Source organism: Amycolatopsis sp. FBCC-B4732 (assembly GCF_023008405.1).
Taxonomy (GTDB): Bacteria; Actinomycetota; Actinomycetes; order Mycobacteriales; family Pseudonocardiaceae; genus Amycolatopsis; species Amycolatopsis pretoriensis_A.
The window spans coordinates 6,145,831-6,158,869 of record NZ_CP095376.1; the positions used below are offsets into that span (position 1 = coordinate 6,145,831).

A 13,039-nucleotide genomic window follows, 5' to 3' on the forward strand; every position below is an offset into this window, starting at 1 on the left:
GGTCGTTACAGCCGTTACCGCATTGTTCGGAGCCGCGGGTCCGCGCGGCTCCGAACAAACGCGCTTAGGAAGCCGCCGCCAGGACGGCTTGTTCCACCTCTCGGCGCCAGCCCGGTTCGATGCGGCCGCTGCGGGGGGTCACCGCGAACGAGTCCACCACCGCTCCGCCCAGTGTCGATGCCTTCGCCCAGCGGACCTCCGCGTCGCACCTCCGCAACGCGCCCGCCACCCGGAACAGGAGGCCGATGCGGTCGGCCGCGCGCAGCTCCAGGACCACCGTGTCCGGGCCCGTTGCCTCGTCGTCGAACCACAGGACCTTCGGCGCCACCGAAGCCGCCGACGGGGAGCCGTAGTCGCGTTCCTTCGCCGCCAGGCGCTGGGTCAGGGGCAGGGTGCCCGCGACCGCCCGGGCGAACTGCTCGCGCAGCAGCGTCGCGTCCGGCAAGGAGCCGAACTTCGGGGACGCCGTGAACACGCCCGCGCGGCCGCCGTCGTGGCCGCGCAGGACCGCCGCGTGGACCTCCAGGGAATTCAGCGCCAGTACGCCCGCCGCCGGGGCCAGGAGTTCCGCGCGGGCCGGGACCGCCAGCAGGACCGTCACGACCTTGCCGTGGGAGCTGATGCGGATCTGGCCCGTGCCCGACGCCACCGCCGACGCGACGAGTTCGCGTTGTTCGTCGTCCATCGGCGAAGGGGCCGTGAAACCCTTGCCGTGCAGCACTTCTTCGCAGCCCGACACCAGTTCCGCGAGCAGGCGCGCCTTCCAGTCCGTCCACACGCCCGGGCCGGTGGCCAGCGAATCCGCCTGCGTCAACGCGTGCAACAGCTCGACCAGGACCAGGTCGCTGTCCAGCGTCTTCACCACCCGCGCCACCGTGGCCGGCTCGCTGATGTCGCGCCGGGTCGCCGTGTGCGGCAGCAACAGGTGGTGGCGGACCATCGCCGACACCGTCGCGACGTCGGCCGGGCTGAGACCGAGGCGGGTCGCGACCTGGGCGGAGATCTTCGCGCCCAGCTCCGAATGATCGGCCTCGCGGCCCTTGCCGATGTCGTGCAGCAGCGCGCCGATCAGCAGCAGGTCCGGCCGCGCGACCGTGGTGGTCAGCTTGGCCGCCTCGACGCAGGTGCGCACGAGGTGGCGGTCGACCGTCCACTGGTGCACCGGCGAGCGCGGCGGCAGGTCGCGGACCGCGCCCCACTCGGGGAACAGCCGGGACCACAGGCCGGTCCGGTCGAGCGACTCGACCGCGTCGACCAGGCCCTCCCCCGCGCCCAGCAGCTCGACCAGCGCGTTCAACGCCTCCGCCGGCCACGGCGCGCGCAGCTCCGGCGCCGATTCCGCCAGCGCTTTCAACGTGCCGAGCGCGATCGGCTTCCCGGTGCGCGCCGACGCCGCGGCCACCCGCAGCAGCAGCGCCGGGTCCTTCGCCGGGACGGCGTCGCGGGCCAGCGCGACCTCGTTCCCGTGCAGCACCACGTTTTCCGCGAGCGGCGTCCGCGACGGACGGCGCCCGAACCGCGTCTTCGGCGGCTCCACAGTGGACCGGAGAGCCACGTCCAGCGCGTACGCGATGGTGCGGCCCGCGCCGGACAGCTTGCGGGCCAACGTGAACCGGTCGCCGAAGCCGAGTTCGGCGGCGACCAGCTCGGCCTCCGGCGCGGCCAGGACGTCCCGTTCGCGCCGGATCTCCCGCCGCAGTTCGGTGCGGACGTCGAGCAGGAGTTCCTTGGCCTCCAGCAGTTCTTCGCCCGGACGCGCGGTGAGCTGCGCCGCGGCCAGTGCTTCCAGGACGGCGAAGTCCCGCAGCCCGCCCCGGCCGTGCTTGAGGTCGGGTTCGGCGGACTGCGCGATCTCGCCGCTGCGGGCCCAGCGCTGCCGGACCGACGCCGTCATGTCCGGGATCTGCTTGCGCGCGGTGCGGCGCCACTGCTCGCGCGCCGCCGAAACCAGCCTGCCGCTCAGCTCGGCGTCCCCGGCGAGGTGCCGGGCGTCGAGCAGGCCCATCGCCACGCGAAGGTCCTCCGAAGCGACCTTCAGCGCTTCGCCGGGCGTGCGGACCGAGTGGTCCAGCCCGACTTTCGCGTCCCACAACGGGTACCAGAGCGCGTCCGCGATCTCGCCGACGCCGCTGTTGCCGTTGTGCACCAGCAGCAGGTCGAGATCGGAGAACGGCACCAGCTCCCGGCGGCCGAGCCCGCCCACGGCGACCAGCGCGACACCCGGTTCCGCGGTGTCGACGCCGGCCGCCGAGGCTCCCCTGCCCAGCCAGAACTCGTAGAGGTCGACCAAGGCCGCCCGCAGTGCGGACGCCCCCAGCCTCCCGTGCCTGCCCTCGAGCAAACGCTCGGTGGCCTTGACCAGTTCGCCCCCGTCGGCCATCCCCGTCGCCTTATAGGGCGTCCGTGCCGCGCTCGCCGGTGCGTACCCGGATGACCGTCTCGACCGGGGTCACCCACACCTTGCCGTCACCGATCTTGCCGGTGTGCGCGGCCGTGGTGATGGCCTCGAGGACCTTCTCCACGTTGGTGTCGTCGGTGACGACCTCGATCTTCAGCTTGGCCACGAAGTCCACCGAGTACTCCGCACCGCGGTAGACCTCGGTGTGGCCCTTCTGGCGGCCGTAACCCTGGACTTCGCTGACGGTCATGCCCAGGACGCCCAGCTGCTCCAGCGCGGAGCGGACGTCGTCGAGCGTGAACGGCTTCACAATCGCCGTGATGAGCTTCATGCCTTGCTCTCCTCGAGTTTCGCGGTGCCGGCGGCGGACTTGACCGGGATGATCGTCGGCTGGCCGAGGCCACCGCCCGAACCGGTGAAGTCGTACGCGCTCTCCGCGTGCTGGGCCTCGTCGATGCCGGTGACCTCGTCCTCGGTGCTGACGCGGAAACCGCCGGCCTTCTTGATCACGAAGCCGATGATGAAGGACAGCACGAAGGAGTACGCGAGCACCGCGCCGGCGGCCAGCGCCTGGCGGCCCAGCTGGGTGAACCCGCCGCCGTAGAAGAGCCCGTCGGCGCCGAGGGAGTTGACGCTGGTGGTGCCGAAGAAGCCGATCAGCAGCGTGCCGACGATGCCGCCGACCAGGTGGACGCCGACGACGTCGAGCGAGTCGTCGAAGCCGAACTTGAACTTGAGCGAGATGGCGAGCGCGCACAGCACGCCGGCGATGAGGCCGATCGCGATGGCGCCGATCGGGCTCACGAAACCGCACGCCGGGGTGATCGCGACCAGGCCGGCGACCGCGCCCGAGGCCGCACCGAGGGTGGTCGGCTTGCCGAACTTCAGCTGCTCCACGACCAGCCAGCCGAGGACGGCGGCGGCGGTGGCGACGGTCGTGTTGGTGAACGCGACGGCCGCGAGGTCGTTGGCGGCCAGCGCCGAACCGGCGTTGAAGCCGTACCAGCCGAACCACAGCAGGGACGCGCCGAGCAGCACGAACGGCACGTTGTGCGGCCGGCCGGTGTCCTTCGGGAAGCCCTTGCGCTTGCCGAGCACGATGGCGAGGGCGAGACCCGCGGCACCGGCGTTGATGTGGACCGCGGTACCCCCGGCGAAGTCGAGTGCCTTGAGGTTGTTGGCGATCCAGCCGCCGACGGAGTTCTCGCCGATGAAGCCGTTGAACGAGAACACCCAGTGCGCGACCGGGAAGTACACGATCGTCACCCAGACGACGACGAACAGCGTCCAGCCCCAGAACTTCGCGCGGTCGGCGATGGCGCCGGAGATCAGCGCGGGGGTGATGATCGCGAACATCAGCTGGAACATGACGAAGGCGAGGACGGGCAAGCCGTCCGAGCCGGGCCAGGCGACGGCCGGGCTGGTGTCGGTGGCGGCCGTCGCGAACCCGGCGAGCTTGCCGAAGGTGTTCTCGAGACCGGCGAAGTGGAAGTTACCCAGCAAACCGCCGAACGCGTCGTCGCCGAAGGACATCGTGAACCCGTAGAGGGCCCACAGCACCCCCACTACGGCCAGCGCGATGAAGTTCATCATCAGCATGTTCAAGACGCTCTTCGCGCGGACCATCCCGCCGTAGAAGAACGCCAGTCCTGGGGTCATGAGCATGACCAGCGCGGCGCTGGCCAGTACCCATGCGGTGTCTCCTGCGTTCAGCACATCGTCCTCCCGTGCCCTGGGTTCGTGCGTTGGCAGTTTTGGCGCGCGGTGTTTCACGGGGCGGCGCGAGAGGTTTCACCCGCGTGAACTGTCCGCGCCGGGTTGTTACGGACAGGTTTCCGGAGACCTGTGCTGAAGTGTCCGGTTGCTTTACGCCGTGGTCGAATAGCCCCATGACGGCGAGCGGCCCCGGTAATGACCCACTGCCACCCCGAGTGGTGGAGGCGTTGCGGTGTTCGGTCTGCGGTGACCTGATCGGGCTAGCCGATCGCACGCTGCGTTGCGGGAACCGCCACTCTTTCGATCTAGCGCGACAGGGTTACGTGAACTTGTTGCACGCGCGAATCCCAGCGGGGACGGCGGACACCGCGGAGATGGTCGCGGCCCGCGCGGACTTCCTCGCGTCGGGCGCTTACCGTGGCCTCGCCGACGAGCTGGCGCGGGCGTGCGCGGAGGCCGACGACCTAGTCGTCGATGCGGGCGCGGGCACCGGCTACTACCTGGCGCGGGTGCTGGACGCGTCCGGCGCGTTCGGCCTCGCGCTGGACGTCTCGGCGGCCGCGTTGAAACGGGCGGCCCGCGCCCACCCGCGGCTGGGCGCGGCGGTGTGGAACCTGTGGGAGCCGTGGCCGGTGGGCGACGAAGTGGCGTCGGTCGTGCTGAACGTCTTCGCGCCGCGCAACGGGCCGGAGTTCCACCGCGTGCTGCGCCCCGGCGGCCTGCTGGTCGTGGCCGCCCCCGCGCCGGACCACCTGCGCGAGCTGGGCGACCTGGTGCTGGCGGTCGACGAGCGCAAGGACGAGCGCCTGGACGGCACCCTCGGCGAGTACTTCGCGCGGACGGGCCGCACGGCGGTCCGCCAGGAGGTCGAGCTGTCCCCGGAGCAGGTGCGGCAGGTGGTCGGGATGGGGCCGGCGGCGTTCCACCTGGACCGCGGTGACCGCCGGGCGCGGCTGGCGGCGTTGAGCGAGCCCCAGGTCGTGACGGTGTCGTTCACGGTGTCGACCTACCGGCGTCTGGAAGGGTGAAGGGGTGAAGCCCGACTGGACCGCCCCCGCGACCCGGCTCGCGGACGCGGAATGGGTCCGGGCCCGCATCGGCGGCGCGGCGAAGCTGTACGGGTGCGCGCGGCCGGAGGTGCTGGGCACGATCTGGTGGTACTCGCTCTCGTCGGTGCTGGTGGCGCCGGCTGTCGAGGGCCTGGTCGCCGGAAAGCTCGTGGACCCGTCGCTGGACGCCGTGGAGCTGGACCTCGTCGCCGACGGCCGGTTCCTCGGCGCGCGGTCCACCCGTGCGCTGGAGGGCGGTTTGCCCGAGCTGGGGGCGGCCTTCAAGGTCGCCCTCGGCACCGCGATCGGCACCATCGCCGCCGTCAGCGGGGCCCGGGAGCGCGCGCTGGGCGCCATCGCCACCGACTCGATCGGCAACCGGCTGCTCTGGACGTCCGATCCCGAGCGGGCGCTCACCCTGGCCGAGCCTTTGGTCGCGGCGATCGGGCTGGACCTGCCGAAGCCGCGGTTCGTGCGCGTCGGGCGCACCCCGGCGGTGCGGCGGGCGTCGTGCTGCCTCATCTATGAAGCAGGCAACCCCAAGTGCGTGAGCTGCCCGCGTCAGCCGCCCGCCGAGCGCGAAGCCCGCCTTCGCGCGGCGCTCAGTCGATGACGGCCAGCTCGAGCTTCGCCAGCCGGTCCGGGTCGGCGATGACGTCGATGCCCGTGATCCGGTCGTCCTCGACGCGGAACGCCAGGACCACCGCGAGCCGTCCTTCGCGGACCATGAGCAGGCCGGGCGCGCCGTCGACGAGGGCCAGTTCGCTCGCGCGGGCGCGTTCGGACGCCAGGATCGCGCCGCGGCGGACGCTCTCGACGCCCTGAAGCACGATCGGCGCCGGCGTCGGGCCGGCGAAGCGGTCGGCGCGCAGGACGACGTCCGGGGCGAGGAGGGCGAGCAGCGCCTCGAAGTCGCCGCCGCGGGACGCCGCCAGGAACGCTTCGACGACCTTGCGCCGCCGGGGCAGGCCCGCGTCCGCGGCGGTCCCGCCCTTGCTGTGTCGATCGTTACCAATCCGACCGGCAGTCACGGCGGAACCGGTGCCCGTGGCAGAGCCGGCGCCGGACCGTGTCCGCCTGCTTTCGGCCGGATTGGTAACGCGGCGGCGGGCGCGGCTCGCGAGCTGCCGGGTCGCGGCCGGCGTCTTGCCGAGCATCGGCGCGATCTCCTCGAACGGCACCGCGAACATGTCGTGGAGCACGAAGGCGACGCGTTCGGCCGGGCCCAGCGCGTCGAGGACGACCAGCAGCGCGAGCCCGACTTCGTCGGCCAGCTCGGCTTCCTGCGCGGGATCACGGCGCTCGTCGTCGGGCTCGGGCCGCCCGTCGAGCGGTTCTTCGGGGTGGTTGCGCCGGGACCGCAGCGCGGAGAGGCACACGCGCGCGACGACGGTGGTCAGCCACGCGGGGACGTTGCCGATCTCGGCGGCGTCGGTGCGGTGGAACCGCAGCCACGCCTCCTGGACGGCGTCGTCGGCCTCGGCGGCCGACCCCAGCATCCGGTAGGCGACCGCGCGCAACCGCGGCCGCTCCCGCTCGAACCGCTCGGTCAGCGCGTCCACTCTGTTCCTCTCACCCGGGGTCACCGGAGTAGACCCCGCGGCGGCGGGCGATGTGACCGGAACGGGAGTGAGCCCGGTCATACCCGGTGGACGGCCGGTCTCAGACCACGCAGAACTCGTTGCCCTCGGGGTCCGCCAGCACGAAGTGGTCGGGGCGCCCGTCCAGGGTGTGCTCCTGGAGCACCGTCGCACCCGCCGCGGTGAGGCGGGCGATCGCCTCGACGACCCGCTCCCAGCGCGTCTCCCAGGGCACCTCGCGGCCGCCGCCGGCGTGGACGTCCAGGTGGAGGCGGTTCTTCGCGACCTTGCTCTCGGGGACCTTGAGGAAGCTCATGCTCGGCAGGACGCCCTCGGGGTCGCTCAGGAACGCGCCGTCGTCCCACTCCGCCTCGGGCACGCCCTGCTGCTCGAACCACGCCTCCCAGCTCGCGCACCCCGGCGGGGGCGGGCGCTCGATGTAGCCGAGGGCCACCGCCCAGAACTTCGCCAGCGCGCGGGGTTCCGCGCAGTCGATCGTCAGGCTCCAGCGCACCGTCACGGGGGAAGGGTAGCCCCGCGCAGGCGCCGGCACCGCGCGTAACAAGAGCAGAGGGCCCGGCGACATCCCCGGCACGTTGCACCGGCCGAGAGGGTGGGCGAGCATTCGCATGGACATCGCCGTTTCCGTGAACGATCCCGCGCTCCAGGAGTCGCTGCTCGACTGGTTGCGCGGCGACCCCGAGCTGAGACCGGCGGTGCGCAAGCGCTACGCCGCGCCGAAGCCGGGCGAGCTCGGGACGATCGCGGACGCGATCATGATCTCGGTCGGCAGCGGAGGCGCGCTGACCGTCCTCGCTTCCGCGGTGAAGGCCTGGGTGCAGCGGCCACGCGGCAAGCACGTCGTCGTCCGGGTGAGCCGGGGTGACCGCGTCGCGGAGATCGACGCCGAGCGAGTCGGGTCGGAGGACATCGAAGCGATCCTCGACCGCGTGTTCCGGGAGGACGAATCGGCATGACCGGCGCGGTTCCGGAAGAATCGCGCGTCGTCCTCATCGGCACGTCCCAGTACACCGACGAGCGCCTGCCTCCCATTCCGGTCGTCGAGCAGTGCCTGCACGACCTGCGGGACGTACTGACCGACCCGGACCACGGGCTCGTCGGGGCGGAGCACTGCACGGTTCTCCTCGACGAGCCGGACATCGCCCAGCTGGGGCGCCGGATCCGCGAGGCGATGGCGGGCGCGACGGGTCTGCTGGTCGTCTACTTCGTCGGCCACGGCATCGTCGGCCGCCGGCACGAGCTGTACCTCGGGCTTCCCGACAGCGATCTCGAGCACCCCACTTTCGGTTCGCTGTCCTACGACGCGCTGCGAGACCAGATCCTGGACAGCCCGGCGCGGACGAAGGTCGTCATCCTGGATTCCTGCTATTCGGGGCGGGCGATGGGGGAAACACTCGCGGATCCGGTCGGGGCGGTCGTCGGCCAGCTGGACATCGACGGCACGTACCTGATGACGTCGGCCCAGCGCGACCAGGTCGCGCTCGTGCTCGAGGGCGAGGCGCACACGGCGTTCACCGGGCGGCTGTTGCGAGTACTGAAGACCGGAATTCCGGAAGCGGGTGAATTCCTGACGGTCGACGACGTCTTCCACCAGCTGTCGACGGTGATGACGGCGGCCGGCCTCCCGCGGCCGCAGAAGCGCGGGAGCCAGAATTCGGGGCGGTTCAGGATCGCGCGCAACCACGCCATTTCGGCCGAGAGTGAAGAGGACCTGGACGTCCGGGTCAAGGGGATCATCCGGCGCGGGCGGGCCGAGAGCTGGGCGAAGCAGCTGCCGGACTTGCGGAAGGTGCTCGCCCGGCAGCAGGCGCTTCTCGGTGACGGGCACGCGAAGGTGTGGCGGACCGAGCAGCTCATCGCCCACGCGATCGGGGAGGGCGGAGATCCGTCGGAGGCGGTCGAGCGGCTGCGGGACCTGTTCGTCCGGCAGTCCGCCGAGCTTGGTGAGGAGCACGCCGACACGCTGTGGACGCGGCATTTGCTGGCGGTGAACCTGGGTGAGTCGGGGCTTCGGGAGGAGGCGATTGCCGTACTTCGGGCGCTGTTGCCTGACCTTCGGCGCGTGTCGGGGCACCTTGATCCGGCTTGCTGGCGGGCTCAGCACGTTCTCGCGGTGAATCTCGCTTTGACCGGGTGGATCGAAGAGAGTGTTGCGCTTTTGAAGGAGCTGCGGACGATGCAGAAGGTTCACCTGGGTGAAGGGGCGCCTCAGACCGGCCGGGTGCGGCGGGATCTGATGCTGCTTTCGCAGGAGGAGGCGGACCGTGTTTGAGCGCTTCACCGATCGAGCGCGCCGTGTCGTCGTCCTGGCCGAGGAGGCGGCCAAGGAGCTGCAGCACGACTACATCGGAGCCGAGCACCTCCTCATCGCCATGGCGTTCGAAGGCGAAGGGATCGCTGCCCAGGCACTGGACCGTCACGGACTCACCTCCGAGGTGCTCCACAAAGAAGTGCTCGAGGTCGTCGGTCCGGGCACGGCGCCTCCCGGTGCGGGACACCTTCCTTCCACATCCGACATGAAGAAAGTTCTGGAGCTCGCGTTGCGCGAAGCACTGCGACTCGGCCACAGCTACATCGGGACAGAACACATCCTGCTCGGGCTGATCCGCAAAGGCAAAGGGGTGGAGGTCGAGGTACTGTCCAACCTGCGCATCTCACTCGACGAGCTCCGGCAAACAGTGCTGGAATTCATTCCGAATCAGGCAAAAACTCCGGCGGCGGAAATCACGAAAACGGCACAAAGGGCACCGTCCCCATTGGAACAGCTGGGGCGCGGCCTCACCGAACTCGCGCGGGACGGTGCGCTGGACCGCGTCGTCGGCCGCGCCAAAGAGATCGATCGGCTCATCCAGGTCCTCTCCCGCCGCACGCGGCACAATCCCGTCCTTGTGGGTGAGCACGGGGTCGGCAGGGCAGCGGTCTTCGACGGACTCGCCCAGCGGATCGTCGCAGGCGAAGTCCCGGAGCGACTCAAGGGCAAAGCCGTCCACGCGCTCAACCGCGGTGGCCACGCCGACGAAGAACTGCGCGAAGCAATGGCCGAAGTCCGGGCGCGCGATGACGTCATCCTGCTGCTCGACGACATCTCCGACCTCGTGCACGGCAAACACGCCGAAATCCTGAGCGCAGCTGTGCTGCACGGCGACGTCCTCGTCGGGTGCACCGCCACCCCCGAGAGCTATCGCCGGGTCAACGCCGAAAGTCCCGCGCTCGCTCAGCTCTTCCAGCCGATCCAGGTGGTCGAGATGGCGCCGGAATCCGCGGTCGAAGTGCTGCGGGTCATGCGGGGACGGCTGGTCGACCACCACCGCCTCACGATCGAGGACGACGTGCTCGTCACGGCCGTCGAGCTGGCCTCGCGGTACGACCGGCAGCACCGGCTGCCGAGGAGCGCCATCGACCTCATCGACGAGGCCTGTGCCCGCGCGGCCGGGACGTCGAGCCTGAGCGAGGCCGACCTCAGCCGGACCATCCAGGACCTGCGCAACGAGTGGAAGGTCGAAGCGCAGCTCCTCGGCGTGCTCGAACCCGCCCACCGGGGACGTCCCGCGCGGCCGGTGCCGGAGGCTTTCCTGCAGTTCTACGGCGGTGTCGACAGCGAGATCTGGCGCGTCGGCTGAGCGACCGGCCGCTGGGACGGATAGCGCCCCCGCGAACCCGTGGGTAGCGTGCACACCGATGAGTGAACGCACCTGGGGTTTCCGCACCCGCGCCCTGCACGCGGGTGGTACCCCCGATCCCGCGACCGGGGCCCGGGCCGTGCCGATCTACCAGACCACCAGCTTCGTCTTCGAGGACGCGGCCGACGCCGCCAACCTCTTCGCGCTGCAGAAGTACGGGAACGTCTACAGCCGGATCGGGAACCCGACCGTCGCCGCGTTCGAGGAGCGGGTCGCCAGTCTCGAAGGGGCCATCGGCGGGGTCGCCACCGCGAGCGGGCAGGCCGCCGAGTTCCTCACCTTCAGCGCGCTCGCCGAGGCCGGTGACCACATCGTGTCCGCGAGCGGCCTCTACGGCGGCACCGTCACCCAGCTCACCGGGACGCTGCGGCGCTTCGGCGTCGAGACGACGTTCGTCAGCGGCGGGATCGACGACTACGCCGCCGCGATCACCGACCGGACGCGGCTGCTCTACACCGAGGTCATCGGCAACCCCGGTGGCGGCATCGCCGACCTCGCCGCGCTCGCCGACCTGGCGCACGCCCACGACATCCCGCTGGTCGTCGACGCCACGCTCGCCACGCCGTACCTGTGCCGCCCGATCGAGCACGGGGCCGACATCGTGCTGCACTCGGCGACGAAGTTCCTCGGCGGCCACGGGACGACGCTCGGCGGGATCGTCGTCGAGTCAGGGAAGTTCGACTGGGGCAACGGTAAGTTCCCGCGGATGACCGAGACCGTCGACAGCTACGGCGGCCTGAAGTACTGGGAGAACTTCGGCGAGTACGCGTTCTGCACCCGGCTGCGCGCCGAGCAGCTGCGGGACATCGGCGCGGCGCTCTCGCCGCACTCGGCTTTCCTGCTGCTGCAAGGGATCGAGACGCTGCCGCAGCGGATGGACGCGCACGTCGCCAACGCCCGCGCGATCGCCGAGCACCTCGAAGCCGACCCGCGCGTGGCCTGGGTGTCCTACGCCGGGCTGCCGTCGCACCCGCACCACGACCTCGCGAAGAAGTACCTGCCCGCCGGGCCGGGCGCGGTGTTCTCCTTCGGCATCGACGGCGGCCGCGCGGCCGGCGAGAAGTTCGTCGAGTCGGTCGAACTGCTGTCGCACCTGGCGAACGTCGGGGACGCGCGGTCGCTCGTCATCCACCCGGCGTCGACGACGCACGCGCAGCTGTCGGAAGAGCAGCTCGCGGCCGCGGGCGTCGGGCCGGACCTGATCCGGCTGTCGATCGGGCTGGAGGACGTCGGCGACCTCGTCTGGGACCTCGACCAGGCGCTGGGCAAGGCGGTGGCGGGATGACCCACGACGTCGGGGCCGTCGAGCGGCGCGCGATCTTGAACCGGACGAAGTCGGTGACGATCGTCGGCGCGTCCGCCAACCCGGCGCGGCCCAGCTACTTCGTCGCGACCTACCTGCTTTCCTCGACGCGGTACGAGGTCAACTTCGTCAACCCGCGCCTGGACACGCTGCTCGGGAAGCCGGTGTACGCGTCGCTCGAGGACGTCCCGGGCGAGCTGGACCTGATCAGCGTCTTCCGCAAGCACGACGACCTGCCGCAGGTGGCCGGCGAGGTCGTCGACGCCGGCGCGCGGACGCTGTGGCTGCAACTCGGGTTGTGGCACGAGCCGGCCGCCGACCGGGCGCGGGAGGCCGGGCTCGACGTCGTGATGAACCGGTGCGTGAAGATCGAGCACGCGCGCTTCGCCGGCGGGCTGCACCTGGCGGGGTTCAACACCGGCGTGATCAGCTCGCGGCGGCAGTCGGCGCCTTAGGCGGCACGGGAAGAGAACGGGCGTTCCCACTGTTGGCCCCGGTATGACTTTGGGGATCACGTTGTCCGGCGGCCCGACGGCGCTCTTGGAACTGGGCGGCGTCCGGCTGCTCACCGACCCGACCTTCGACGCGCCCGGCGACCACCCGGTCGGCGAGCGCGTGCTGGTCAAGACCGAGGATTCGGTGCTGTCCGAGGCCGCGGTCGGGGTGGTGGACGCCGTGCTGCTGTCGCACGACCAGCACCCCGACAACCTCGACGACCGCGGCCGCGCGTACCTCGCCACGGTGCCGTTGACGCTGATCACGCCGAGCGGGGCCGCGCGCCTCGGCGGCACGGCGCGGGGGCTGGCGCCGTGGGAGGAGACGCGGGTGGGGCCGCTGACCGTCACCGCCGTCCCGGCCCTGCACGGACCCGAAGGGGCTTCGCGGGTCACCGGGGACGTCACGGGCTTCGTGCTGACCGGCGATGGCCTCCCGACCGTGTACGTCAGCGGGGACAACGCGTCGGTCGATCTCGTGCGCGAGATCGCCTCGCGGTTCCGCGTCGACATCGCGGTGCTCTTCGCCGGCGCCGCCCGGACACGGTTCTTCGACGGTGCTCCCCTGACACTGACCAGCGAGAACGCCGTCGAAGCCGCGAAGGTGCTCGGTGCGGCGAAGGTGGTGCCGCTGCACTTCCGCGGCTGGCAGCACTTCACCGAGGGCTCGGACGTGCTCCGGAAGGCCTTCGAGGCAGCCGGGCTGGCCGACCGGCTGGTGCTCCTCGAACCCGGCCGGCACGCGGCGGTCCGAGCCGGGTGAGCACGGGTCCGGGAGCGGGCCGTGAGAGGCTGGCG

13 protein-coding genes are annotated in these 13,039 nt (G+C 71.2%); 8 read left to right on the plus strand and 5 right to left on the minus strand.

Annotation, left to right across the window (positions count from 1 at the left end; genetic code table 11):
* Positions 1-64: 64 nt before the first annotated feature.
* Genes MUY14_RS26765 through MUY14_RS26775 form a run of 3 tightly spaced genes read right to left on the minus strand, consistent with a single transcriptional unit; the run spans position 65 to position 4,114 of the window.
* Positions 65-2,380, minus strand: coding sequence for a [protein-PII] uridylyltransferase (locus MUY14_RS26765; RefSeq protein ID WP_247013011.1), 2,316 nt, complete (start codon positions 2,378-2,380; stop codon positions 65-67).
* 10 nt (positions 2,381-2,390) lie between these two features.
* Positions 2,391-2,729 (minus strand): P-II family nitrogen regulator, encoded by a 339-nt coding sequence (locus MUY14_RS26770; RefSeq protein ID WP_086677886.1) that lies wholly within the window; start codon positions 2,727-2,729, stop codon positions 2,391-2,393.
* Entirely contained in the window at positions 2,726-4,114 is a 1,389-nt protein-coding gene (locus tag MUY14_RS26775) for an ammonium transporter (RefSeq protein ID WP_247013013.1), read from the minus strand. Before MUY14_RS26775 ends, MUY14_RS26770 begins: the two co-directional genes overlap by 4 nt.
* 173 nt (positions 4,115-4,287) lie before the next feature.
* Here MUY14_RS26775 and MUY14_RS26780 point away from each other — a divergent pair, with 173 nt between their 5' ends.
* Positions 4,288-5,142 carry a putative RNA methyltransferase gene (locus MUY14_RS26780; RefSeq protein WP_396126590.1) on the plus strand — a complete coding sequence of 285 codons (855 nt, stop codon included), beginning with the start codon at positions 4,288-4,290 and terminating at the stop codon, positions 5,140-5,142.
* 4 nt (positions 5,143-5,146) lie between these two features.
* Entirely contained in the window at positions 5,147-5,776 is a 630-nt protein-coding gene (locus MUY14_RS26785) for a (2Fe-2S)-binding protein (protein ID WP_247013017.1), read from the plus strand.
* On the opposite strand, the gene MUY14_RS26790 is transcribed toward MUY14_RS26785, so the two are convergent.
* Together MUY14_RS26790 and MUY14_RS26795 are read right to left on the minus strand one after the other, a co-directional pair.
* Positions 5,766-6,725: a sigma-70 family RNA polymerase sigma factor gene (locus tag MUY14_RS26790; protein ID WP_247013019.1), complete on the minus strand. Its 960-nt coding sequence runs from the start codon at positions 6,723-6,725 to the stop codon at positions 5,766-5,768. The two genes, MUY14_RS26785 and MUY14_RS26790, sit on opposite strands and share 11 nt — an antisense overlap.
* A 100-nt stretch (positions 6,726-6,825) precedes the next feature.
* The gene (locus tag MUY14_RS26795) at positions 6,826-7,245 is read right to left on the minus strand and encodes a VOC family protein (protein WP_396126868.1); all 420 of its coding nucleotides are present in this window, start codon (positions 7,243-7,245) and stop codon (positions 6,826-6,828) included.
* Between the two features lie 127 nt (positions 7,246-7,372).
* Between MUY14_RS26795 and MUY14_RS26800 the strand changes: the two genes are divergently transcribed.
* Genes MUY14_RS26800 through MUY14_RS26825 form a run of 6 tightly spaced genes read left to right on the plus strand, consistent with a single transcriptional unit; the run spans position 7,373 to position 13,004 of the window.
* Positions 7,373-7,720 carry an effector-associated constant component EACC1 gene (locus tag MUY14_RS26800; RefSeq protein WP_247013023.1) on the plus strand — a complete coding sequence of 116 codons (348 nt, stop codon included), beginning with the start codon at positions 7,373-7,375 and terminating at the stop codon, positions 7,718-7,720.
* On the plus strand, positions 7,717-9,036 hold the full coding sequence (locus tag MUY14_RS26805) for a caspase domain-containing protein (protein WP_247013025.1): 1,320 nt from the start codon (positions 7,717-7,719) through the stop codon (positions 9,034-9,036). The genes MUY14_RS26800 and MUY14_RS26805 overlap by 4 nt, the downstream gene beginning before the upstream one ends.
* Positions 9,029-10,384: a Clp protease N-terminal domain-containing protein gene (locus MUY14_RS26810; protein WP_247013027.1), complete on the plus strand. Its 1,356-nt coding sequence runs from the start codon at positions 9,029-9,031 to the stop codon at positions 10,382-10,384. The genes MUY14_RS26805 and MUY14_RS26810 overlap by 8 nt, the downstream gene beginning before the upstream one ends.
* 58 nt (positions 10,385-10,442) lie before the next feature.
* Positions 10,443-11,729, plus strand: coding sequence for an O-acetylhomoserine aminocarboxypropyltransferase/cysteine synthase family protein (locus MUY14_RS26815; RefSeq protein ID WP_247013029.1), 1,287 nt, complete (start codon positions 10,443-10,445; stop codon positions 11,727-11,729).
* Positions 11,726-12,202, plus strand: a complete 477-nt coding sequence (locus MUY14_RS26820) for a CoA-binding protein (RefSeq protein WP_247013031.1) — start codon at positions 11,726-11,728, stop codon at positions 12,200-12,202. The genes MUY14_RS26815 and MUY14_RS26820 overlap by 4 nt, the downstream gene beginning before the upstream one ends.
* 43 nt (positions 12,203-12,245) lie before the next feature.
* Positions 12,246-13,004: an MBL fold metallo-hydrolase gene (locus MUY14_RS26825; protein WP_247013033.1), complete on the plus strand. Its 759-nt coding sequence runs from the start codon at positions 12,246-12,248 to the stop codon at positions 13,002-13,004.
* Positions 13,005-13,039: the final 35 nt, after the last annotated feature.

Excerpts from the sequence above, each read along its gene's own strand:
- MUY14_RS26765 (WP_247013011.1), bottom strand. The coding sequence starts at position 2,380 with ATGGCCGACGGGGGCGAACTGGTCAAGGCCACCGAGCGTTTGCTCGAG.
- MUY14_RS26770 (WP_086677886.1), bottom strand. The coding sequence starts at position 2,729 with ATGAAGCTCATCACGGCGATTGTGAAGCCGTTCACGCTCGACGACGTC.
- MUY14_RS26780 (WP_396126590.1), top strand. The coding sequence starts at position 4,288 with ATGACGGCGAGCGGCCCCGGTAATGACCCACTGCCACCCCGAGTGGTG.
- MUY14_RS26800 (WP_247013023.1), top strand. The coding sequence starts at position 7,373 with ATGGACATCGCCGTTTCCGTGAACGATCCCGCGCTCCAGGAGTCGCTG.
- MUY14_RS26805 (WP_247013025.1), top strand. The coding sequence starts at position 7,717 with ATGACCGGCGCGGTTCCGGAAGAATCGCGCGTCGTCCTCATCGGCACG.
- MUY14_RS26815 (WP_247013029.1), top strand. The coding sequence starts at position 10,443 with ATGAGTGAACGCACCTGGGGTTTCCGCACCCGCGCCCTGCACGCGGGT.
- MUY14_RS26820 (WP_247013031.1), top strand. The coding sequence starts at position 11,726 with ATGACCCACGACGTCGGGGCCGTCGAGCGGCGCGCGATCTTGAACCGG.
- MUY14_RS26825 (WP_247013033.1), top strand. The coding sequence starts at position 12,246 with ATGACTTTGGGGATCACGTTGTCCGGCGGCCCGACGGCGCTCTTGGAA.